The 21,863-nt window shown below is 64.4% G+C and carries 23 protein-coding genes; 10 read left to right on the forward strand and 13 right to left on the reverse strand.

The window, feature by feature from the left end:
- Positions 1–114: 114 nt before the first annotated feature.
- Entirely contained in the window at positions 115–1,338 is a 1,224-nt protein-coding gene (locus tag ACYVB7_RS12080) for a urate hydroxylase PuuD (RefSeq protein WP_460507911.1), read from the forward strand.
- 30 nt (positions 1,339–1,368) lie between these two features.
- Here the strand turns inward: ACYVB7_RS12080 and ACYVB7_RS12085 are convergent, their stop codons facing one another.
- The 4 genes from ACYVB7_RS12085 to ACYVB7_RS12100 all read right to left on the reverse strand — a co-directional run bounded on the left by ACYVB7_RS12085 (position 1,369) and on the right by ACYVB7_RS12100 (position 3,312).
- On the reverse strand, positions 1,369–1,617 hold the full coding sequence (locus tag ACYVB7_RS12085) for an RNA recognition motif domain-containing protein (RefSeq protein WP_460507913.1): 249 nt from the start codon (positions 1,615–1,617) through the stop codon (positions 1,369–1,371).
- 41 nt (positions 1,618–1,658) lie between these two features.
- The gene (locus tag ACYVB7_RS12090) at positions 1,659–1,841 is read right to left on the reverse strand and encodes a hypothetical protein (RefSeq protein WP_460507915.1); all 183 of its coding nucleotides are present in this window, start codon (positions 1,839–1,841) and stop codon (positions 1,659–1,661) included.
- Between the two features lie 258 nt (positions 1,842–2,099).
- Entirely contained in the window at positions 2,100–2,273 is a 174-nt protein-coding gene (locus ACYVB7_RS12095) for a hypothetical protein (RefSeq protein WP_460507917.1), read from the reverse strand.
- 109 nt (positions 2,274–2,382) lie between these two features.
- A complete protein-coding gene (locus ACYVB7_RS12100) occupies positions 2,383–3,312 on the reverse strand; it encodes a DMT family transporter (protein WP_460507919.1) in 930 nt (309 codons plus the stop codon).
- Positions 3,313–3,508: 196 nt separating this feature from the next.
- Here ACYVB7_RS12100 and ACYVB7_RS12105 point away from each other — a divergent pair, with 196 nt between their 5' ends.
- Entirely contained in the window at positions 3,509–4,000 is a 492-nt protein-coding gene (locus ACYVB7_RS12105; RefSeq protein WP_460507921.1) for a hypothetical protein, read from the forward strand.
- Positions 4,001–4,005: 5 nt separating this feature from the next.
- On the opposite strand, the gene ACYVB7_RS12110 is transcribed toward ACYVB7_RS12105, so the two are convergent.
- Both ACYVB7_RS12110 and yghU read right to left on the reverse strand, forming a co-directional pair.
- Positions 4,006–4,647, reverse strand: a complete 642-nt coding sequence (locus ACYVB7_RS12110) for a glutathione S-transferase family protein (RefSeq protein WP_460507923.1) — start codon at positions 4,645–4,647, stop codon at positions 4,006–4,008.
- On the reverse strand, positions 4,644–5,447 hold the full coding sequence (gene yghU / locus ACYVB7_RS12115) for a thiol:disulfide oxidoreductase (protein ID WP_460507925.1): 804 nt from the start codon (positions 5,445–5,447) through the stop codon (positions 4,644–4,646). The genes ACYVB7_RS12110 and yghU overlap by 4 nt, the downstream gene beginning before the upstream one ends.
- A 71-nt stretch (positions 5,448–5,518) precedes the next feature.
- Between yghU and ACYVB7_RS12120 the strand changes: the two genes are divergently transcribed.
- Positions 5,519–6,838 (forward strand): magnesium transporter CorA family protein, encoded by a 1,320-nt coding sequence (locus tag ACYVB7_RS12120; protein ID WP_460507927.1) that lies wholly within the window; start codon positions 5,519–5,521, stop codon positions 6,836–6,838.
- A 36-nt stretch (positions 6,839–6,874) separates the two neighbouring features.
- On the opposite strand, the gene ACYVB7_RS12125 is transcribed toward ACYVB7_RS12120, so the two are convergent.
- Both ACYVB7_RS12125 and ACYVB7_RS12130 read right to left on the reverse strand, forming a co-directional pair.
- The gene (locus ACYVB7_RS12125) at positions 6,875–7,501 is read right to left on the reverse strand and encodes an AAA family ATPase (RefSeq protein WP_460507930.1); all 627 of its coding nucleotides are present in this window, start codon (positions 7,499–7,501) and stop codon (positions 6,875–6,877) included.
- A gap of 2 nt (positions 7,502–7,503) precedes the next feature.
- Positions 7,504–8,172, reverse strand: a complete 669-nt coding sequence (locus ACYVB7_RS12130) for a hypothetical protein (protein ID WP_460507932.1) — start codon at positions 8,170–8,172, stop codon at positions 7,504–7,506.
- A 297-nt stretch (positions 8,173–8,469) separates the two neighbouring features.
- On the opposite strand from ACYVB7_RS12130, the gene leuA reads away from it, so the two are divergent.
- Positions 8,470–10,155 (forward strand): 2-isopropylmalate synthase, encoded by a 1,686-nt coding sequence (leuA, locus tag ACYVB7_RS12135; RefSeq protein ID WP_460507935.1) that lies wholly within the window; start codon positions 8,470–8,472, stop codon positions 10,153–10,155.
- Between the two features lie 452 nt (positions 10,156–10,607).
- Here leuA and ACYVB7_RS12140 read toward each other — a convergent pair whose 3' ends face one another.
- From ACYVB7_RS12140 to ACYVB7_RS12155, 4 genes are all read right to left on the reverse strand, one after another.
- A complete protein-coding gene (locus tag ACYVB7_RS12140; protein ID WP_460507937.1) occupies positions 10,608–11,414 on the reverse strand; it encodes an oxidoreductase in 807 nt (268 codons plus the stop codon).
- Between the two features lie 12 nt (positions 11,415–11,426).
- Positions 11,427–11,960: a PaaI family thioesterase gene (locus tag ACYVB7_RS12145; RefSeq protein ID WP_460507938.1), complete on the reverse strand. Its 534-nt coding sequence runs from the start codon at positions 11,958–11,960 to the stop codon at positions 11,427–11,429.
- A gap of 159 nt (positions 11,961–12,119) precedes the next feature.
- Positions 12,120–12,701 (reverse strand): TetR/AcrR family transcriptional regulator, encoded by a 582-nt coding sequence (locus tag ACYVB7_RS12150; protein ID WP_460507940.1) that lies wholly within the window; start codon positions 12,699–12,701, stop codon positions 12,120–12,122.
- A 60-nt stretch (positions 12,702–12,761) separates the two neighbouring features.
- Positions 12,762–13,169 (reverse strand): nuclear transport factor 2 family protein, encoded by a 408-nt coding sequence (locus tag ACYVB7_RS12155; RefSeq protein WP_460507942.1) that lies wholly within the window; start codon positions 13,167–13,169, stop codon positions 12,762–12,764.
- 95 nt (positions 13,170–13,264) lie between these two features.
- On the opposite strand from ACYVB7_RS12155, the gene ACYVB7_RS12160 reads away from it, so the two are divergent.
- From ACYVB7_RS12160 to ACYVB7_RS12175, 4 genes are all read left to right on the forward strand, one after another.
- A complete protein-coding gene (locus ACYVB7_RS12160; RefSeq protein ID WP_460507944.1) occupies positions 13,265–14,182 on the forward strand; it encodes a LysR family transcriptional regulator in 918 nt (305 codons plus the stop codon).
- A 22-nt stretch (positions 14,183–14,204) separates the two neighbouring features.
- Positions 14,205–14,510 (forward strand): helix-turn-helix domain-containing protein, encoded by a 306-nt coding sequence (locus tag ACYVB7_RS12165; RefSeq protein WP_460507946.1) that lies wholly within the window; start codon positions 14,205–14,207, stop codon positions 14,508–14,510.
- 321 nt (positions 14,511–14,831) lie between these two features.
- Positions 14,832–15,668 carry an Nmad3 family putative nucleotide modification protein gene (locus ACYVB7_RS12170; RefSeq protein ID WP_460507948.1) on the forward strand — a complete coding sequence of 279 codons (837 nt, stop codon included), beginning with the start codon at positions 14,832–14,834 and terminating at the stop codon, positions 15,666–15,668.
- Between the two features lie 25 nt (positions 15,669–15,693).
- Positions 15,694–16,422: an Nmad2 family putative nucleotide modification protein gene (locus tag ACYVB7_RS12175; RefSeq protein ID WP_460507950.1), complete on the forward strand. Its 729-nt coding sequence runs from the start codon at positions 15,694–15,696 to the stop codon at positions 16,420–16,422.
- Between the two features lie 337 nt (positions 16,423–16,759).
- On the opposite strand, the gene ACYVB7_RS12180 is transcribed toward ACYVB7_RS12175, so the two are convergent.
- Positions 16,760–18,232 carry an 8-oxoguanine deaminase gene (locus tag ACYVB7_RS12180; protein WP_460507952.1) on the reverse strand — a complete coding sequence of 491 codons (1,473 nt, stop codon included), beginning with the start codon at positions 18,230–18,232 and terminating at the stop codon, positions 16,760–16,762.
- Between the two features lie 83 nt (positions 18,233–18,315).
- Between ACYVB7_RS12180 and ACYVB7_RS12185 the strand changes: the two genes are divergently transcribed.
- Both ACYVB7_RS12185 and ACYVB7_RS12190 read left to right on the forward strand, forming a co-directional pair.
- Positions 18,316–20,442 carry a putative bifunctional diguanylate cyclase/phosphodiesterase gene (locus ACYVB7_RS12185; RefSeq protein WP_460507954.1) on the forward strand — a complete coding sequence of 709 codons (2,127 nt, stop codon included), beginning with the start codon at positions 18,316–18,318 and terminating at the stop codon, positions 20,440–20,442.
- Entirely contained in the window at positions 20,439–21,809 is a 1,371-nt protein-coding gene (locus ACYVB7_RS12190; protein WP_460507956.1) for a glycerate kinase type-2 family protein, read from the forward strand. The genes ACYVB7_RS12185 and ACYVB7_RS12190 overlap by 4 nt, the downstream gene beginning before the upstream one ends.
- Positions 21,810–21,863: the final 54 nt, after the last annotated feature.

The following is a 21,863-nucleotide window of genomic DNA, read 5'->3' on the forward strand; positions in this document are numbered from 1 at the left end:
TATACACTTTTGAATTTGGTCGCAGCGGTGCACCCGTTGATGTTGTCATTGGCGATGCGCGACCCCCTTGCCTGTTCACAGCGCCCGCGGTGGTGAACAGTTCGGAGAACCGTTTTGGACATTTACCTGCTGGATTGGGCCAACCTCCTGTTGCGGTGGCTGCACGTCATCACTGCCATCGCCTGGATCGGGTCGTCGTTCTACTTTGTCTTTCTGGACAACAACCTGATCAAACCCACGTCCCCCGACTTGCTGGAAAAAGGCGTGGACGGGGCCATGTGGGCGGTGCATGGCGGTGGGTTTTACAACCCTCAGAAGTACATGGTGGCGCCCAAGAAAATCCACACCCACCTGCATTGGTTTTATTGGGAGAGCTACTCCACCTGGTTGTCGGGGTTTGCACTGTTCACGGTGCTGTACCTGTTCAACGCTGGCACCTACCTGATTGACAAATCGGTGTACGACTGGGCACCTGCCACGGCCATTGCCGCGGCCTTGGGTTTTCTGGTGGCGTTCTGGCTGATTTACGACACCATTTGCCGGGTGTTTGGGTTCCGGGACAAGGGCGACGCCATCGTGGGGGGACTGGTGTTCCTGGTCATCGCGCTGGCGGCGTGGGCGGCCACCCAGTTGTTTGCAGGCCGCGCCGCGTTTTTGCTGGTGGGCGCCATGATCGCCACCGCCATGAGTGCGAACGTGTTCTTCTGGATCATTCCAGGCCAACGCAAGGTGGTGACCGCCATGACCTCGGGCCTGGCGGTGGACCCGGCGTCTTTGGCCATTCATGGCAAACGGGGCAAGCAGCGCAGCGTGCACAACACCTACTTCACGTTGCCCGTGCTGTTTGCGATGCTGAGCAACCACTACAGTTTTTTGTACACGCACCGGCAGAACTGGGCCATTTTGGTGGTGATGATGCTGGCGGGGGCGCTGATTCGGCAGTACTTTGTCATGCGCCATGGCCACAAGTTGGGGCGCAACGGCAACCCGGTGGGTTATGCCGTGGTGGGGGGGGGGCTCATTCTGGCCACGGTGGTGGCCTTGGCACCTGCTCCCCAGGCCCCGTCGGCTCGGGCGGGGTCAGCCCAGGCAGAGGCGGTGACCTATGCCCAGGTGCGTGAGGTGTTTGCCCAGCGGTGTTACACCTGCCATGGCGAGACCACGCAGATGAAGAACATCCGCCTTGACCGGGCGGAAACGCTCAAGGTCAATGCGCAAGCGGTGTACCAGCAAGCAGTGGTAACCCGGCAAATGCCCATGAACAACGCCACCGGCATCACCGATGACGAACGGGCCCTGTTGGCCCGCTGGTACCAGGGCGGTGCACCGGTGCAGTGACTGCCACCGTGTGCATCCGCCGCGGGGGTGTCACTTGGGGCGCGACAGGTTGACCACGATGGAGCGACCGCCCACCGACATGCCATTGAGCCCGGCGATGGCGGCCTCGGCCTGATCGGCCGAGCCCATTTCCACAAACCCAAAGCCCTTGGAGCGACCGCTTTCACGGTCGGTCATGACCCGGGCAGAGGCCACGGTGCCGTACTCGGAAAAGTTGTGCTGAAGGGCTTGGTCGTCAACGGAGTAGGGCAGGTTGCCAACGTAGATTTTTTTGTTCATGGTGATGTCTTTCTGAAAAGAGGGAGAAATGAAAAGCGGGTTCACGCGGGCTGGACTTGCAGCGTGCCCTGGGTGAGCGCGTACATCCGAGCGGCCTCGGGTGTGGCGAACAGGGTGTCAAAACGGTAGACCCGGTGTCGGGTGGCCATGCCGTGTCCGCTGGACACGGTGACCGAGGCACGGAAGGTGCCGGACTCGGTCTGATGGGTGGCGGGCGAAACCACAAACTTGCCCAGGGGGACGGAAATTTCTTGAATCAATGGAATGCAAATGCAGCGTGGCGCAATTGGCGCTGGCTGCAACGAGCTGGGGAAAATGAAGACCAGACCTGCAGCTCACAGGTCAAGGCCCAGTGGCGACAGAGGTGTCGCCTTCAAGGTCCACGCAGCGTGCTGGAGGACCTGTGAAAACGGCGGACTGAGCGATGTGCCGATCCGCCGTTGGTGACGTATTATGACTTTATATTTTTTGAAAATCAAATTTTATTTCTGATTTTCATTTTGAGGGGTGTCACTGGCCTCAGGGTCGGTTTCAGTGCCGGACTCAGGGGCCGGGTTCTTCTTGCGCTCTTCTTTGAGTTTGAGTTTTTCTTCCGCTTTGCGCTTCTTGGCCAGTTCGCGTTGACGTTTTTCGTAGCCGTAGTTCGGTGTTGCCAAAGGGTGCTTTCGGTTGGGGGAAGGGTGTATCCATGCTAACAGCGCGCATGGGGTTGAAGGCATGCCTCCATTTTTGTGAATGAAAAATGCCTCTGGCGCTTTAATGGCGTCATATAGTGCTGCGTTTTTTGATGATTTGCATCAACCAGCCGTGGCCACTGACCAAGCCCACGCCGCTCAGCACCAAGGCTGCACCGGCCATGAAGCTGCCCTCAATCGGCTCACTCAGCAACCATGCGCCCAGCACCACCCCAAACATGGGGGTCATGAACGTCAGCACACCCAGCCGCGAGGCCAGGTACTTGCCCAGCAGCCAGAACCACAGCAAGAAGCTGAGGAACGCGACGATCACCGCCTGAAACGCCAGGTTGGCCAGCACCGCGGGGGTGGGGTGGAAGGTGTTCTGCCCGGTCCACAGCGCCACGGGCACCAGCAGCGCAAACGCCATCAACAACTGGTACAGCAGGCTTTGGGTGGCGGGCAGGCTGTTGATGCGGGTGGTGCGGATCACCACCGTGGTGGCCCCCCACGATGCGCCGCCCAACAGCGCCAGCGCATCGCCCAGCAGCATGTGTTGTTCCGGGCCGGGCGCGTGCGGGGTGCGCAGCAAGAACGCCACGGCCACACCCGCAAACGCCAGAGCAATACCCAGCCATTGCAAAGGGGCCAGCCGCTCTGCGGGCAGTTTCCAGTGCAAGCCCAGCGCCGCAAACAGAGGGGAGGTGTACAGGAACACGACCACATGGGCCGCAGACGTGAGCCGCAGCGCCTCGGCCACCAACAGGTATTCCACGGCAAACAATGCGCCGGCCAGCATGCCCAGCCGCCAGACGCCCTGGGCCACGGTCAGCCGTTCGCCCCGCCACAGCATCAACAACGCCACCAGGGCCGCAGACAAGCCAGAGCGCACCCCAATGTGCAGCATGGGCGAGAAGTCGGCCGCGGTGGCTTTGAGGGTGATTTGCTGCAGGCTCCACAACAGGCAGAGCATGACCATCAGGCCCAAGGCGCGGGCATCCAGTGAGTGGCGGGTGTTCAAGGTGGGTCAACGGAAGTGAAACGCGGGGCTATTGTCATGCCGCCCTGTGAAGGCGGGCGAGCCTCTGACCCATGCTGCCGCGAGGATGCACGTTGTAAGGGGTTGTAAAGGGCCAGGTGTTGGGTGTTGCGACGGCGATAGGATTGCGGCGTTCGAATTTTTCGTTCATTTTCTGAACATTCTTTTGCCATTCACCATGAAAAAATTCATCGTCTCCAGTGCCTTGTTTTTGGGTTGCAGCACCTTGGCCTTGGCGGCCACAGGGGGCTTGGACGGGTTTCTGTCCAACCTGAACGTGCAAGCCCGTGCGGATCGGGATGGTTTTTCGGCACGCATCAGTGCGCAGTTCGGGGTGCCCGACGCGCAAGTGCGGGTGGTCATGTCGTCGGTGCCCACCCCGGCGGACGCCTACATGGTGTTCCAGTTGGGGCAAATGACCCACCAGCCCCACGACCGGGTGCTGGGGACCTACAAAGCCAACAAGGGCAAGGGCTGGGGTGTGGTGGCCAAGGAGATGGGCATCAAACCCGGATCACCCGAGTTCCACGCCCTCAAGCGGGGTGAGTTCCAGTTGACCGGTGCCGCGCCGAACGTTGGCGACGATTCCGCCAACCCTGGCAAAGGCCATGGCCGCAGCAATGGCCACGGTGGCGGCAATGGCGGTGGCAACGGACACGGCAAGCACTGAGGTTGTCACAGCGCCATGGAAGGCCGCTGCGCCATGAGCGCGCGCCAGCGCAGCAGGTGAGGGTGGCGCTGCTCATCGGGCCGCTGCTTGACGACCCGCGCAAAGTCCACCGCCACCACGGCGGTGATGTCGGCCACGCTGAAGCTTGACCCGGCCACAAACGGGTGCTGGGCCAGCTGCTGGTCCAAGGTGTCAAAAAACTGCTGGATGCGGGCCACCCCGCGTTGTGCCAGTTCGGGGATTTGCGGGTAGTTCACCGGCCCGGGCAGCGCCCGGTTGGCCATGGCCGGGGAGCCGTTGCGCAAGGCTTCGGCCACGGCCAGCAGGCCTTCAAACTCGGCACGCCATTGCCAGCTGGCCACTTGGGCCTTCTCGGTCGGGGTGGTGCCCAGCAGTGGCGGATGCGGTTGGTGCGCCTCGGCGTAGGCGATGATGGCCGCGTTGTCGGTCAGCACCTGCCCGTTGTCCAGCACCAGGGCGGGCACGGTGCATTGGGGGTTGATGGCTCGAAACGCCTCGCCCAGTTGCTCGCCGTTGCGCAAATCCACCTGCACCGTTTGATGGGGAATGCCTTTCTCCGCCAGCAGAATGCGCGCCCGGCGCGGGCTGGGGGCGGTGGCGCAGTCGTACAGCGTCAGGGTGCTCATGCGGCGGGCACCTTGGTGACCAAACGGCCCCGCTGCACGGCGGGGCGTTGGGCAATCTCGTCCGCCCAGCGGATGACGTGGGTGTACTCGTGCACCGACAAGAACTCCCCGGCCTCGTACAGCAAACCTTTGGCCAGCAGCCCGTACCAAGGCCACACGGCAATGTCGGCCACGGTGTAGTCGTTACCTGCGAGGTAGCGGCTTTCGGCCAGGCGGCGGTTGAGCACGTCCATTTGCCGCTTGGCCTCCATGGCAAAGCGGTTGATGGGGTACTCCCACTTGGCGGGGGCGTAGGCGTAGAAATGGCCAAACCCCCCACCCAGGTACGGCGCACTGCCCATTTGCCAGAACAGCCACGACAGGCATTCGGCCTTCTGAGCGCCCTGGGGCAGCAGCGCCCCGAACTTTTCGGCCAGGTACAGCAGGATGGCCCCGGACTCGAACACCCGCACCGGCTCCGGCCCACTGCGGTCCAGCAAGGCCGGGATTTTGGAGTTGGGGTTGACGCCCACAAACCCGCTGCCGAACTGCTCACCCTCGTGGATGCGGATCAGCCAGGCGTCGTACTCGGCACCTGGGTGGCCCAGGGCCAGCAACTCCTCCAGCATCACCCCCACCTTCACGCCGTTGGGCGTGGCCAGCGAGTACAGCTGCAAGGGGTGCTTGCCCACCGGCAGCTCTTTGTCGTGGGTGGGGCCGGCAATGGGGCGGTTGATGTTGGCAAACCGACCGCCGGTGGCGGGGTCGGCGGGCTGCCAGGTCCAGACGCGGGGCGGGGTGTAGTCGGTGGGCTGTGTCATGCAAACCAGTGTAAGCAGCCAGGCACAAGCCCGTGTCAAGACAGTGACACATCCCTGATGACAATGGCCCCATGCCCCTGCTTGCCGACAAACTCCTGGACCTGCTGACCAAGCAAAAACTGGTCGATCAAATGGTGAAAAACCAGCACGCCTCCCGCCAGGATGTGGTGGAGTTCCTCCTGCACAAACAGCACGACGTGGAACTGCAAAACGCCCTCAAAGGCCTCAGCGCCATTGAAATTGCCCAGGTGCTGGACGAGCTGCCCGACGACGCGGCCCTTGCCCTGTGGCACAAACTGTCGCCCGAGCTCACCAACGACGTGTTGTGGGAACTCCCGCCCGAGCGGCGCGAAACCCTGGCCCCCGGGCGCGTGCCCGACATCTCGGCCACCAAGGTGGGGGTGTATGTGCTGGAGGATGGCCGCCTCCAACCCGTGACCGTGGCCTGCCGCCAGGACCTGGACGGCGTCAGCCCCATTTGGGTGGATTTGGTCAATGCCTCCAAGGCCGAAATGGCCCTCATTGGCGAGCATTTCCAGGTGACCTTGTCTGCCCCGCTGGACGCCACCGAGCTGGAGGTGAGTGCCCGCTTCCACATCGAGGAGCAGGACGAAATCCACCTGCACTCCAACTTCCTGCGCGACCGCACCGGCGACTCGCCCAGCGTGGCCGTGGCCTTCATCCTGCACCAGGGCATTCTGTTCAGCGTGCGCAGCGAAGAACTGCCCGTGTTCCGCCTGCAAAAGCGGTTGGCCAAAAGCCAGCCCAACTACGTGAACGATGCGGTGGACGTGTTGCTAGACCTGTACGGTGCCGACGTGGAAGGCTCTGCCGACACCCTGGAAAACATCTACGCCACGCTGGGCAAGATTGGCCGCACCGTGCTCAACGGCGCCATCAGCGACCAGCAGGCCGCCCACATCCTGGCCCAGATTGGTGATGAAGAGGATGTGAATGGTCGCATCCGCAGCAACATTTTGGACACGCAGCGGGCGCTCAACTTCCTCATCCGCGGCAGGCTGCTGTCGCCCACCCAGCTGGAGGACGCGCGGCAAATTTTGCGCAACATCGAGTCGCTCAACAGCCACACCTCGTTCCTGTTCGACAAGATCAACTTCCTGATGGACGCCACCATCGGTGCCATCAACATCAACCAGAACAAGCGCGTGAGCCAGCTCACCGTGCTGAGCGTGGTGTTCATGCCCGTCAACATCCTGGCGGGCATGGGTGGCATGTCGGAGTTTTCGATGATGACCCAGGGCATTCCGTGGCCCGTGGCCTATGGCGCGTTTGCGGTGGGCTCGGCCCTGATCGGGGTGATGACCTACCTGTCGCTCACCTACTTTGAAAAGCGCCGCGTGGCCCAAGCGCAGCGCCAGATGGGCGCGTAGCGTGGGGGGAGGGTGCGGCAAGTTGCCGCGCCGCCCTCAATCCCGCGCCAGCCAGTCCAGCAGGGGTTGCCAGTCTTCCAGCTCCCGCCGGGCCAGGGATTCGTTCACATCAAAAATGGATTGCCCCAGCAGGGCCAGCCGCGGGTAGAGCTGGGTGGCGCGGAGGGTGGCCACCGCGGGGATGCCTTGGCGGGCAAAAAACGCCCGCAACTCGTCTGCCGCCCGGGTGTGGGGCTGCACTCGCATGCCCACAATGGCCACATCGGCCTTGCCGTTGGCCACGCGTTTGATGGCCAGCACTTCGTCCAGAAAAGCCTGGGTGGCCCACAGGTCGAAAGGCGAGGGCAGCACCGGCACCACCAGCTTGGACGAGGCCTTCACCACCTTCTCCAGCGCCTTGCCGCTCAGGCCCGCGGGGGTGTCCAGCACCGCCCGCCACAGGCCCTTGGGCGGGCGGGCAATGTCGTCCGGGCCAATCTCCCAGGTTTCAATGCGGGGCAGACCTTCGTCGCGGGCGGCCAGCCAGTGGCGGCTGGACTGCTGGCGATCCACATCGCCCAGCATCACCCCCGCCCCCTGCCGGGCCAGGTGGCCCGCCAGGTTGGTGGCCAGGGTGGACTTGCCCGCACCCCCTTTGGGGTTGACGACGGCAATGGCCTTCATCGTCACTTCTTGGGGCGACCCGTTTTCAGGCGCTCCACCTTGCCCAGGCTGGCCTTCAGTGCCGCATCGCCCAAGGCCGACAGCAGGGCCAGACCGGCCCGCACCAATTCACCCTTTTTCACCTCCTGGCCCAGCGCCAAGGCGCGCTTTTTCAGGGCGGCCAGTTGCTCGTAGTCGGTGGAGGGGAAGGTGAAGGTGTCGCGCACCAGCTTCACCTTGGCGGGCTTGGTGTCTTCCACCTTGACGGGTTTGGGGGCCTTGGGCGGCTTGGGCACCTTCACGGACTTGACCACAGGCTTTGCCAGTGGTTTGGCGGCGGGCTTGGCCACCGGCTTGGCTGCCGCTTTGGGCGCCACCTTGGCGGCAGGTTTGGCCACGGTCGTGGAGACCGCCTTGGGGGATGCTTTGGGCGCAGCTTTGGCGGGGGCCTTTGGTGCTGCCTTGGTGGCTGTTTTCGCGACTGCTTTTGTCGTAGCTTTGGCAGACGGGGCGGCCTTGGTCACCGGGGCAGGAGCCGAGGCTGGGGCCAGGGCTTTGGGGGCGGCTTTGCGTGCAGCGGGCTTGCGGGCCTTGGGGGCTGCCGGGGTGGTGGCTGGTGCTGCGGATGCGTTGGCTGCAGGGGCAGCCGCAGAAGCTGTTGCAGGGGGCTGCGGGTTGTCAATCAGGGGCATGGGGCATCTCCACAAAACGTACAAACCATTTGTACGGTATTTGGCGAATTATGCGCCTGCCACCGGTGGCGTGTATAGTCTTCGCCCATGCAACGCCTGCAAGCCCTGTCCCTGTCGCTAAGCCTAGTGCTTGGCCGGGGTCTGCCTGCGTTCGCCATTTGTGCCTGATTGCCTCAGCGCACACCCAACACCTCCCTGACCCCGGCCCACGAACCAGCCTTCGCCTCATGCGCGAAGGGCTGCAGGGGGTGTTGCGCTTGTTTTTCCCCGCTTGTTGCCCCGATTCGTGGAGCCCCCATGCTTGCTCAACCGTCTTCCAAATACCGTCCTTTTTCCCTCTTTGACCCCGCGGCCATGGCCGACCGCACCTGGCCCGGCAAGGTGATCAACCGTGCCCCGCGCTGGCTGTCCACCGACCTGCGCGACGGCAACCAAGCCCTGTTCGAGCCCATGAACGGCGAGCGCAAGATGCGCCTGTTCCAGTTGCTGGTGCAAATCGGGTTCAAGGAAATCGAGGTGGGTTTTCCCGCCGCCTCGCAAACCGACTTCGACTTTGTGCGCCGCCTCATCGACGAGAACCTGGTGCCCGACGACGTGACGCTCATGGTCATGACCCAGTCGCGCGAAGACCTCATTGCCCGCACCGTCGAGGCGCTGCGCGGTGCCCCCCGCGCCATCGTGCACCTGTACAACGCCACCGCGCCCGTGTGGCGGCGCGTGGTGTTCGGCATGGACGTGCCGCAGGTCATGCACCTGATTGCCCACCACGTGGCTTACCTCAAGCGCCTCACCGACCAGCAGCCCGACACCCAATGGACGCTGCAATACTCGCCCGAAACCTTCAGCATGACCGAGCTGGTGGTGTCGCTCCAGGCCTGCCAGACCGCGCTGACCGCCTGGGGCGTGGGCCCGGGGCGGCCCGTCATCATCAACCTGCCCACCACCGTCGAAAACGCCACGCCCAACGTGTTTGCCGACCAGATCGAGTGGATGCATCGCCACCTGGTGCCGCGCGAACACATCGTGCTGTCCGTGCACCCGCACAACGACCGGGGCACCGGCGTGGCCGCCGCCGAGCTGGCCCAAATGGCCGGGGCCGACCGCGTGGAAGGCTGCCTGTTCGGCAACGGCGAGCGCAGCGGCAATGTGGACATCGTCACCCTGGCCCTCAACCTCTACACCCAGGGCATTCACCCGGGGCTGGACTTTTCCGACATCAACGCCGTGGCCCGCGTGGCCGAGGCCTGCACCGCCATCCCCCTGCACCCGCGCCACCCCTACGCGGGCGACTTGGTGTTCACCGCGTTCTCGGGATCGCACCAGGACGCCATCAAAAAAGGCCTTGCCGCCCAAGACCCCCAGGGCGTGTGGGACGTGCCCTACCTGCCCATCGACCCCGCCGACCTGGGCCGCACCTACGACAGCGTGATTCGCGTCAACAGCCAGTCGGGCAAGGGTGGCATTGCCTTCCTGCTGGAGCGCGAGCACGGCGTGGTGATGCCCCGGCGCATGCAGGTGGAGTTCAGCGCCCTGGTGCAACGGCTGACCGACGCCAGCGAAGCCGAAGCCTCGGGCGACGACCTGTGGCAGCTGTTCCAGTCCACCTACCTGCAAGCGCCCGGCCCCATCCGCTACCTGGGCCACACGCTGGGGGAAGACGGTCAGCGCATTGACCTGGACGTGAGCATCAACGGCCAAGCCCAACGCCTGCACGGCCACGGCAACGGCCCCATTGCCGCCACCGTGGACGCCCTGGGCTTGCCCCTGCGCATCGACAGCCACGAAGAACGCGCCACTGGCCACGGGGCCGACGCCCAGGCCCTGGCCGTGGTGGAAGCCGCGCTGGACGGCGTGCCCGGCTCCACCTTTGGCGTGGGGCAAAGCGCCAACATCGTCACCGCCTCGGTGCAGGCGGTGGTGAGTGTGGCCAACCGGCTGAAGGCTGGTGAATATCAAAACAGTAGCAAACTGTTCAGTCATTAAAAGCGGCAGAGTCTGTTTTTATTGACAACTCTATGCAGGCCGATGCCCCGCGGCGAGCGCACCGCCCCGCCTGGGGGCACGGCATTTGCATCCCGCTCAGGGCCGCACAGCCCACCACCAGGAGAACCGATGCAGACCAAACACCACTGGGAGCGGGTGTACACCACCAAGCCCGAACACAGCGTGAGCTGGTTCCAGCCGCATGGACACCAATCGGAGCAACTGGTGGCGCAAACGGGCGTGCCCAAACTTTGTCCGAGGCCGCCTTGGCCGCATCGCGCACGCGCTTGGGGGCCAAGGCGCAAGGTGTGGGCTGGCTGACCGGAGACATCACCCAGGTGGAACTGCCCCGACATGCCCACGACGTGTGGCACCGTGCAGCAGTTCATTTACGGCCTGTGCCGCAAGGAGGTGAGTTGACGGGCAGGGCTGTCCGCCGTGCCTGCCGTCCATCAGCCCAGGCCAAACGTCTTTCGCAGACTGGCATCGACAGGGCCCGCTGGCATGAACCGGCGCAATGTGCGCAACAGCGACGCCTCGCCCTTGGGCGTGCGTCGCATGGCCCATGCGCTGAACGCGGCGTCCACAATGGTGGCCGCCACGCTGTCCGGCCCTGGGGCCTGTTGGACGCTTTTCACAATGGCTTGTGACGCGCGGTTCCGGTCGGTGTCGTAGGCGGCGATCCGTTGGGCCGCCTCGGGTGCGTTGAGGTCGAGATGGGTCTTGGTGTACGACGGCTCAATCAGCACCACGCGGATGCCGAAGTTGCGTACCTCGTGGTCCAGCGTTTCCGACAGACCCTCGACCGCGTGCTTGGACGCGGCATACAAACCCATGTAAGGGGCCGGCAGAAAGCCCAGCACCGAACTCACGTTGATGATTCGGCCGAACCGCTGCTGGCGCATGTGTGGCAGCACTGCCTGTGTGGTGCGCAGGATGCCAAACACATTGGTGTCGAACAGCGACTGCGCTTCCGCCACCGACGTTTCCTCCACCGCGCCCAGCAAGGTACCGCCAGCGTTGTTGACCAGCACGTCGATGCGCCCGGCCTTGGCGATGAGGGTGTCAATGGCCTGCTGAACCGAAATGGCATCGCGCACGTCCATTTCGACGAATTCGACGCCGGGGATGGCCTCCGCCTTGCTCACGTTTCGCACAGACCCGAACACCTTGCAACCACGCTGAGCAAAACGCTCGGCGGTGGCACGGCCAATGCCGGACGAGATGCCGGTGACAAACACCACTTTGGGTTGGGACATGGCCGCTCCGATTCAAGAGGGAAGGTCAAAAATCAAACAGGTCGTGGTGGCATGCGCGTAAAGCTTGCCGTCCGGCCCGACGATGCGGCCTTCGGCCGTGCCGGTCTGACGCCCCACATGGATCACTTGGCCTTCGGCTCGGACCAAGGGCACCGCGTCGGTCAGCGCACGCACCAGGTTCACCTTGAGTTCCAGCGTGGTGTACCCCCGCCCCGCCGCCAGCGTCGTGTGAATCGCGCAGCCCACCGCAGAGTCCAGCAGCGTTGCAAACCAGCCACCGTGCACGGTGCCCAAGGGGTTGTAGTGGCGTTGCAGGGGGCGCCCCTGGAACACCGCTTGTCCGTGTGCCATGCGAATGGGCACAAAGTCCAGCGTTTCGCCAATGGGCGGGGGTGGCAGCTCCCCGGAGAAGATGGCATTGAGGGTGTCCAAGCCCGACAGCGCGAACGGTTGAAGGGTGGGGGCAGGCGCGTTGGTCGGTCGCAGGCGGACGCGAACCGCCTCCTCCTCTTGTTTCCATTGCGCGATCACGTCGTTGTCGTTCATGGCGTCTTCCTTTTTGGGTGAGTTGAAATGACTGTGGCCAAACGCTGATCAGCGTGGCCGTTTGTTGACCGGCACGCACAGCAGTGTGGTGTTATTTATGATGCTTGTCATATTTGTGAGCAAATCGACGCATGGGTGGTCGTTCCGTGGGGCACAGGCTCAGGAGGGGGTGTCGTAGCGCTGGATCAGCGTGTCGCGGGTGTGCGCCAGCAAGGCCAGCCCCTGCGGTCCGCCGAGGGTGCGCGCCAGTTGCAGCGCCCCGACCATGGTGGCGGTGACCACGGCCGCTTGGCCCGCTTCGGTGCCCGTCGGCAACGCCGCTTGCACCAGGTCAATCAGGTCTGAAACCCGTTGCCGCGCCTCTTGCCGAATGGCGTCGTCTTGCCGGGTCATTTCAGAAGCCAATGCGGCCACCACGCAACCTTGGTCCGTGCGGTCCAGGTTGGTGTCGTGGAGGTACGCCCAGATGAGCGCGGCGAAACGGGAGCTGCCCTTGGCCATCTGGTGTGCCGTGGCCTCGGCCAGCGCCGCCCGGTTCTCGTGGCTGGCGCGTTGCATGGCCTCCACCAACAGGGCGTCGCGAGAGGCAAAGTGCGCATAAAAGCCGCCGTGTGTCAGCCCCGCCTCTTTCATGATGTCGGCGACACCCACGCCACGGTAGCCCGTGCGCCGAATGGCCCGAGATGCGACATCCAGGATGCGGTCGTGGCTCAGTTCTTTTCGGGTGGGTGCGGTGGACATGATGGCCATCATATGACGACCATCATGGAAACTCAAGCGGGCGTTTGGAATGCCCGCGTGTCAGCGGTCCGGCGCGTACTTGTCGCCCACCTGTTCGCGCAACGGATGGGTGTCGTAAACGATCTGCATGTCTTGAATGCGCGAGCTTCCCGCCCGGAAGGTGAACACATCGACGCAGGTGAAATCCACCTCCCGCCCGTCGTTCAAGGTCCAGTCGTAGCGGAAGTAGGCCGCCACCCGCACCCGCTGGTCAGCCGCTTGCACCGATGCAAACAGGTCGATGAGCGTGATGACGCTCTTGCTGGACGCCTGGGCAAGCTTTTGGAAAAAGTCCGACGCCTTCATGCTGCCCAGAAAGGGGGAATGGACCACGCCGTCGTCCTCAAAGGTGGCAATCAGGCCCGCGGTGTCGCTGGCATGCAGGCGTTGCAGGTAGGTTCGGACCGTCTGAAGGGCTTGTTGAGTCATGGGTTTGCTCCTGAAGTGATGAGGGAAGCCGTGAGCTTCCTGGATGGCGGCCACGGTGGCAATGCACGGCAGGACCAATTCCATAAAATCTGCTTATGAATTTGCGCTACCTGCAGTACCTGAAACTGGTTGTGGAACACGGCTCGTTTGACGCTGCGGCTCAGGTTGCCGGGGTGTCTCAGCCCGCCATCAGCCATGGGGTGCGCAAGCTCCAGGCGCACTTCAACACGCCGCTGTTTCAGCGGGAGGGCCGCAGGAGCCTTCCCACCGACGGCGCTTTGCAGCTGGTGGCGGAATACACCGCCATGGCCCAGCGGGTCGACCAGCTGGCCGTGGGGGCGCCTGCCCGGCCAGATGCCAAGGCGCTTCGGGTGGGGCTCACGCCTTCTGCCGCGGTGGTCTGCGGGCCCGTGCTGCATGCGGTGTGGTGCGAGGCCAATCCGCGGCGCACCTTGGCCCTGGCGAGCGCCGACGAGGGCCGTTTGCTGGCCGACCTGAAGGGCGGGGTGCACGACCTGGTCATCTCGCCTCGACCGCGTGGACAAGCCGCCAAGGGACTGGTGGGGCAAGCGCTGTACCAGCTGCACCCGCTGATCTACGGTCGCAAAGACCATCCGCTGGTGTCCGCCCCGACCCTGTCAGCCTTGCAAGAGGCCCACTGGGCCGTGGTGCAGCCCAGCGTCAGCGGCCCGGTGGACGTGCTGACGGAAGCGTTTTCGGTCCGCCGCATGCCACGCCCTCGGGTGGCCGTGAGCTGCCCCGACTACGCCAGCATGCTCAACCTGGTGGCCTGCACCGACCTGCTGGCGGTGGTGCCGCACCCGGCACTGCTGACGGGGGCGCTGCATCAGCCCCTGGTGCCGCTGCACCTGCGCGAAACGCTGCCGCTGTACGAAATGTGGGTGTTCCACATGGCCCGGTCACGCCGCGCCAAAGCGGTGGCCCAAGCGCTGGTTGAACACCAGGGCAAGGAGGCTGGGGCGCTTGCCACTGCGGGGCAGGCAGCCCTGTGATGTGCTGAATTTGTGAATTAAATTGCTGACTGGCGCTTTATTTGTAAGCGAAGTTGGCTATCAATTTTGTATTGGTGCGCTGCCGCTGACGACCTTCAACGCCTCAGCTTCATTGACAAGCGCAAACAGCAGACGCGCCTCCTACGACAGCGAGCGCATCCGGGCCTTGTGCGAGCATTTGAAACTCAGCCAGACGGTGCTGGCGTCGGTGTTGAACACCAGCGCGTCTAGGGTGCGCAAGTGGGAAATCGGGGAGAAGCACCCCAGCGGTCCGTCGCTGAAATTGTTGAACCTGCCGGAGCGCAAGGGGTTGGATGCGGTGTTGTGATTTCTGAGTGGTAAAGACTCAATCTGGTCGCCTATGGGTTCTTTGATGTGGCGGCGGGTGGCTGCTGACGGCTGAAAGGCGTCATACCAGGGCTGCAGTCGGAGTGGCTATGCCGACCATTCCTATAAGCAGCAGCTCGTGGGACCGCTGTACTATGGAAACCGGGCATCCGTGTTTCCGACCGGAGCTAGCGGCTGAGCGCCAGACAGGCGATCCAGGCAGACTTGGTCGCAGCTTTGGTGGCGCAAGCCCACCCCTCAAAGAGCGGCAGCATGAACGGCAAACGTCCCACGTGCAAACGGCCGACTGACACCACAGCTTATGAAACTCGTCTTCAGCCGTAAGGGCTTTGACTCTCAATATGGGGGTGTGCCCAGCCCCATCCTGTCGGACGGCACATTGCTGCCGTTGCCAATTCCTTCAAGACAAGGTCGATCGCTTCGTGACATTCAGAGTTCAGCCGGTCCGCTGCATGCGCTAGTGTCGGATCTCACGGACGGCAAGATCGGGCCGGACACCCTGGTCCATCTCGATCCTGATCTTCAGCGCCTCTCGGTTCCGAGGCTGGCTGGTTGGCAGCCATCCCTGGGGCAGGTGGCGGCTGCGCAGGGTCATCTGGCCAAACAAGGCGTGGGCAAGGGGGATCTGTTTCTTTTCTTCGGCTGGTTCCGCCAGGCCGAGGTCATCGACGGGCGGTGGCGGTATGTGCCGGGAGCGCCCGATATCCACAGCCTCTTCGGGTGGTTGCAAATCGGTGCGGTGATGGACCCTGGCGCACCTGACTGCGCGCAACGCAACCCCTGGTTGGGGGACCATCCGCACGTCGCGTTCGCCGATACCATCGGCAAGAGCAACACCATCTACATTGGGGCGAAGTCCCTGTTTGGCGGAAAGTTTCCAGGCGCCGGCGTGTTTGCCCGCTGGACTGACCGCCTGCAGTTGACCGCGCCGGGCTATTCGCGCTCCGTGTGGTGTGTGCCTGACTGGATGGACCCTTCTACCTCCGGGTTGAAGCTCTCATACCACACCGATCCAAGTCGCTGGTCTCGACAAGAAGGCAACTTGCACCTACAGACTGTCGGGAAGGGACAAGAATTCGTCATGGATACCGGCGCAAGTTCGGTCGCGCAAGACTGGCTGATGTCGTTGATGAGATAGCAACCCGACAGAGAGGATTTGAAAGATGAACAAGGCAGTGGGATACAAGATGACCCACGACACCGGATTTGCCCCCAATCCCTTCCACGGTGCCCTCACGTTGGCCACTTGCAAGCCAACCGTGCGTCGCACACGCGGCAAGGGCGATTGGGTGGCAGGATTCGCCTCTAAGGCGCTGGTTCAGAACGCCCGTGAGTACGGCGTGTCCATCCCCTATGGCGGACTCGTGTACCTGATGCAAGTCACGGAGGAACCGCTGAAGTTGTCAGCGTATTTCAACGATCCACGCTTTCTCAAAAAGCGGCCGATTCTGGACGCGACCGACCCTGAAATTCGATCCGGGGACAACATCTATTGGCGTGATGCGGATGGGCCGTACCAACAGCTGCCAAACAACTCGCATGAGCAGGACGCGATGATTCACGACACCAGCGGCGAGAACGCGCTGGTCTCCACACGTTTTTGGTACTTAGGTCGGAACTGCTTGGTTCCGCCGGGCGGCTGGAAGGTGTTGATGGGGCAAGAATTGTCAATCGGCCGTACCTTCTATTGCCCAGATCGGTTTGTGGAGGGCATGCTGGATTTCTTTCAGGAGAGGGGCATCAAGCCCGGTATCCATGACCGACCCTGCATGTGGGACGAAACTGCAAAAAGGAAATGCGGTGACCGTCTCCAGGAAAAGGGTGACCCAGGGGTCAAGCTCTTTGCCAACGAATGGCGTGCGCAACGCAAGTGCCAGGGTGGGTTGACGTGACTCCGGAATCTCGGGGAATCGCCTCTGGATTGGCCGAAGGGGAGTGGGCTGGTCGACAGCAGTGGCAATGTTGGTAGTAGCTTACACGCCACTCATTCCCGCAGCTTCAGTCGCGGTTGCCCAATGGACATGATGCTGTCGAGAACGTGAGCTCGGCGAGCCGCCGTGACCGATCGCCAGCAATCGCTGCAAACCGACCTCACGAGCTACAGCCCGACACCTCAACCAGCTACTATTGCCGTCCGCTGCAGCAAGCGCCTCCGTCTCGGCTTAAATTTATCAAGAAAATATGCCTCTAGCGCTTTTTTAATAAGCACAAGCAGCTATCAATTCCATATCACCCAGCCGCCTCCACCAGCGCCACCGCCATCCGGTTGTGCCGCTCCACCAGCGGCCCCAGGTCCACAGTCGTCAGCTGTCCCTCCCGCACCACCACTCGCCCGTTGACCACGGTGTAGTCGGCTTGCGGGCTGGCGCACAGCAGCAGGCTGGCCACGGGGTCGTGCACCGCGCCACCGGCAAAGCCCAGGGTGTCCAGCTTCCACAGCACCAAGTCGGCGCACATGCCGGGGGCGATGTGGCCCACGTCGTGGGCTCGGCCCAGCACCTGGGCGCCGCCGCGGGTGGCCAGGTGCAGCACGTCGCGGGCGGTCATTTCGGCTGGCCCTAAGTCGCAGCCGAAGAAGGTTTGGCGTTGGCCGGTGGCCGGGTTGGTGCGGGTTTCGGGCGGCTGCAGGGCGCGGCCCACGCGGGCCAGCAGCAGGGCCTGGCGGGCTTCGTTGACCATGTGGGCCGCGTCGTTGCTGGCACTGCCGTCCACGCCCAGGCCCACGGGCACCCCGGCGTTGAGCATCTTGCGCACCGGGGCAATGCCGCTGGCCAGGCGCATGTTGCTGCACGGGCAGTGGGCCACGCCCGTGCGGGTGGCGGCAAACAGGCTGATGCCTTCGTCGTCCAGCTTCACGCAGTGGGCATGCCACACGTCGGGGCCCAGCCAGCCCAGGTCTTGTGCGTACTGGGTGGGGGTGCAGTTGAACTTTTCGCGGCTGTAGGCCAGGTCGTGGTCGTTTTCGGCCAGGTGGGTGTGCAGGCGGGTGCCGTGTGCGCGGGCCAGTTCGGCGCTCAGCCGCATGAGGTCGCGGCTGACGCTGAAGGGGCTGCACGGGGCCACGGCCACGTTGACCATGCTGCCGTGCTCGGTGCGGTGGTGTTGCTCGATGAGGCGCTGGGTGTCTTTCAGGATGGTGTCTTCGCGCTCCACCACCCGGTCGGGCGGCAGGCCGCCTTGGCTCTGGCCCACGCTCATGCTGCCGCGGGTGGCCACAAAGCGCATGCCGATGTGCTGCGCGGCGTGGATGCTGTCGTCCAGCCGCACGCCGTTGGGGTAGATGTAGAGGTGGTCGCTGCTGGTGGTGCAGCCGCTCAGCAGCAGCTCGGCCATGGCCACTTGGGTGCTGACGTGCACCATGTCGGGGGTGAGGCCGCCCCAAATGGGGTACAGCCCGCGCAGCCAGCCGAACAGTTCGGCGTCCTGCACCGCAGGAATGGCGCGGGTCAGGCTTTGGTACATGTGGTGGTGGGTGTTGACCAGCCCGGGGGTGACGAGGTGGCCGCGGGCGTCGATGGTTTCGCCGCCCGCGGCCTGGTGGGCCTGCAGCAGGGCAGGGGGCAGCTCGGCCGCGGGGCCCACCCAGGTGATGCGGTGGCCTTGCACCAGCACGCTGGCGTCGTGCAGCTCGCGGCACTGGGTGGGGATGGGGTGGTCCAGGGTGGCCACACAGCGGGCGTGTTCAATCAGCAGGGAATGCATGGCAAACAAGGGATTGCAAGGACGACGGCCATTGTGCGGCACAGGGTTTGCGTCCATTCGCAAAGCCCGCGCCTGTGCCTACCATGCCCGCTTCCATGCCACCGCCACTGTCTGGTCTCGCGCCGTCACTGCTGTTTGAGAACCTGCCCATCGGTGCGTACCGTTCCACGCCCGAGGGGCAGCTGCTGCGCGCCAACGCGGCCATGGTGCGCCTGGCGGGGTGCGCTACTGAGGCCGAACTGCTGGCCGTGGTGACCGACCTCAGCGTGGGCTGGTACGTGAGCCCGGGGCGGCGGGCCGAGTTCAAGCGCCTGATCGCCGAGCATGGGCAGGTGGTGGACTTTGTGTCCGAGATGCACCGCCAAGGCTCCACCGAACGGCTGTGGGTGCGCGAGGCAGCCTATGCCGTGTATGACGAACACGGGCAGGTGCTGTACTACGAGGGCACGCTGGAGGACATTTCCGACAGCGTGCGTGCCCAGCAGTTGCTGGCCGAAAGCGAGGCCCGCTGGCGCATGGCCCTGGAGGCCGCGGGTGACGGGGTGTGGGACTGGCACATTCCGACGGGGGTGGAGTACTGCTCCGACCGCCTGCTGCACATGTTCGGCTACCTGCCGGGCGAGCTGGCCAATGCGGCGGCTGAGCTGGACAGCCGCACCCACCCCGACGACCTGGCGCAGATGGCCGCCGACCGCGAGGCGCATTTCAGCGGGTGGGCTCCCAGCTACATCAACGAGCACCGCGTGCAGTGCAAGGACGGCCGCTGGAAATGGGTGCTGACCCGCGGCATGGTGGTGGAGCGCGACGCGCAGGGAAAGCCTTTGCGCATGGTGGGCACGCACACCGACATTTCGGCCCGCAAGCAGGCCGAAGCGCTCATCTGGCAGCAGGCGCATTTCGACACCCTCACGGGCCTGCCCAACCGCCGCATGCTGCGCGACCGGCTGGACGAGCATTTGCAGCGCTGCACCCGGCTGGGGCAGCCGCTGGCCATCATGTTCATTGACCTGGACCATTTCAAGGAAGTCAACGACACGCTGGGCCACGACCGGGGTGACCAGTTGCTGGTGCAGGCGGCCCAGCGCATTGCCCGCTGCATGGGACCCGCCAACACCGTGGCCCGCATGGGGGGCGATGAGTTCACCGTGCTGGTGACCGACCTGGCCCCGGGCCTGCCGCCTTCCACCCTGTTGCACCAGCGCCTGCAAAGCCTGCTGGACGACTTGGCCCAGGTGTTCGACCTGGGGCCTGACCAGGTGTTTGTGTCGGCCAGCGTGGGGGTGGCGCTGTACCCCACCGACGGTGAGCAGGCCGATGACCTGCTCAAACACGCCGACCAGGCGCTGTACGCCGCCAAGACGGCGGGGCGCAACCGCTACCGGTTTTTCACACCCGTGCTGCAGGAGGCGGCGCAGACCCGGGCCCGGCTGGACCTGGACCTGCGCAACGCGTTGGCCGAGGGGCAGCTGGAGGTGGTGTTCCAGCCCATCGTGGAACTGGCCACAGGCCGGGTGCACAAGGCCGAGGCCCTGTTGCGCTGGCACCACCCCACGCGGGGTGACGTCAGCCCGGCGCAGTTCATTCCCATTGCCGAGTCCAACGGGCAGATCGTGCCCATTGGCGACTGGGTGTTTCGGCAGGTGGCGCAGCAGGTGGCCCGGTGGCGGCGCACGCTGCACCCGCAGTTTCAGGTGGGTGTGAACAAGTCACCCGTGCAGTTTCACCGGCACCTGGCCACGGGGCAGGGCGACTGGGCGGCCCTGGTGGAGCAGTTGGGGTTGGACGGCAGCAGCCTGGCGGTGGAAATCACCGAAGGGCTGTTGCTGGACACCAGCGCGGCGGTCACCGACATCCTCAGCCGCATGCGGGCGCAGGGCATGGCGGTGTCGTTGGACGATTTCGGTACCGGATACTCGTCCCTCACCTATTTGCAGAAGCTGGACATCGACTACATCAAAATCGACAGGTCGTTTGTCTGCAACCTGCGGCCTGGTGCCACCGAACTGGCCTTGTGCAAGGCCATGATCGTCATGGCGCACGAGCTGGGCATCCGCGTGGTGGCCGAAGGGGTGGAAACCGAGGAACAGTGCACCCTGCTGAAGCAGGCCGGGTGCGATTTTGCGCAGGGCTACTGGCTGGCACGTCCGCTGCCAGTGGCCGAATTCGAATCTTTTTGGCACCGCCACGCCGGGGGTGCAGTTTTGCCATGATGCAGTCACTTGCCGCTTTGTTGCCGCCGGACCCCAGCCACCAGCCCCAGGCCTTTCTGCGATACCTGTTCGACGTGGCGGTGCGCCGCGCACTGCCCATGCACAACATGGCCGACTGGTTGCCCTCGCCACCGCACCCGTCGCGCGGGCGCACGCTGGTGCTGGGGGCGGGCAAGGCCGCGGGGGCCATGGCCCAGGCGGTGGAAAGCCTGTGGCCGTCGCACGCCGGGCCGGATGCCCCCCTCAGCGGGCTGGTGGTCACGCGGTATGGCCACACCCCGCCCCGGCCCCGGGGCGTGCCCCAGCGCATCGAGGTTCTGGAAGCCGCCCACCCGGTGCCCGACGCCGCGGGGGTGGAGGCCGCCCGCCGCATGCTGACCCTGACCGAAGGCCTGACCGAGCATGACCTGGTGTTGTGCCTGGTGTCGGGCGGAGGGTCGGCCCTGCTCACCCTGCCGTGCGAGGGGCTGACCCTGGCCGACAAGCAGCGCATCAACCGCCAGCTGCTGGACAGCGGGGCCAGCATTGCCGAGATGAACACGGTGCGCAAGCACCTGTCGGCCATCAAGGGCGGGCGTTTGGGCGTGGCGTGTTTTCCGGCGCGGGTGGTGACGCTGGTCATCAGCGACGTGCCTGGCGACGACGTGAGCGTGATTGCCAGTGGCCCCACGGTGTCCGACCCCAGCACCTGCCAGCAGGCGCTTCAAATTTTGAAGCGCTATGACGTTGAAATACCAGCGGTGGTGGCCCAAAAGCTTCAAGACGCTGAACTGGAAACCCCCAAGTGTGGTGATGTTCGCCTGCGCCACGGGCACGAACCCCACCCGGTGCACCTGGTGGCCACGCCGCAGCAAAGCCTCAGGGCGGCCGCCGATGCGGCGCAGGCCGCCGGGGTCATGCCTTACATCCTGAGCGACCGGATCGAGGGTGAGTCCCGCGAGGTGGGCAAGGTGCATGCCGCCTTGGCACTCAGTGCGGTGCAAGGGCGCAACATGTTCAGGCCGCCGTGCGTGATCCTCAGCGGGGGCGAAACCACCGTCACCGTGCGCGCCCGGGCACCGGGCGTGGTGCGCGGGCGGGGTGGCCGTGCGGGCGAGTTCTGCATGGGGGTGGCGCAAGGCCTGCAAGGGGCCGAGCGGGTGTGGGCACTGGCAGCCGACACCGACGGCATTGATGGGGTGGAAGACAACGCCGGCGCCTGCGTGGGCCCCGACACCCTGGCACGCGCCCAGGCCCAGGGCCTGTGCCTGAGTGACCACATGGACCGCAACGATGCGCATGGCTTTTTCAAGCCGCTGGGCGACTTGGTCATGACCGGGCCCACACACACCAACGTCAACGACTTTCGGGCTCTGCTGGTGATGTGAACCATTGGCGCACCGGGCGACGTGCGGCGGTGGCCTCCCGATGGAAGGGGCGGG

Source organism: Hydrogenophaga soli (assembly GCF_054777695.1).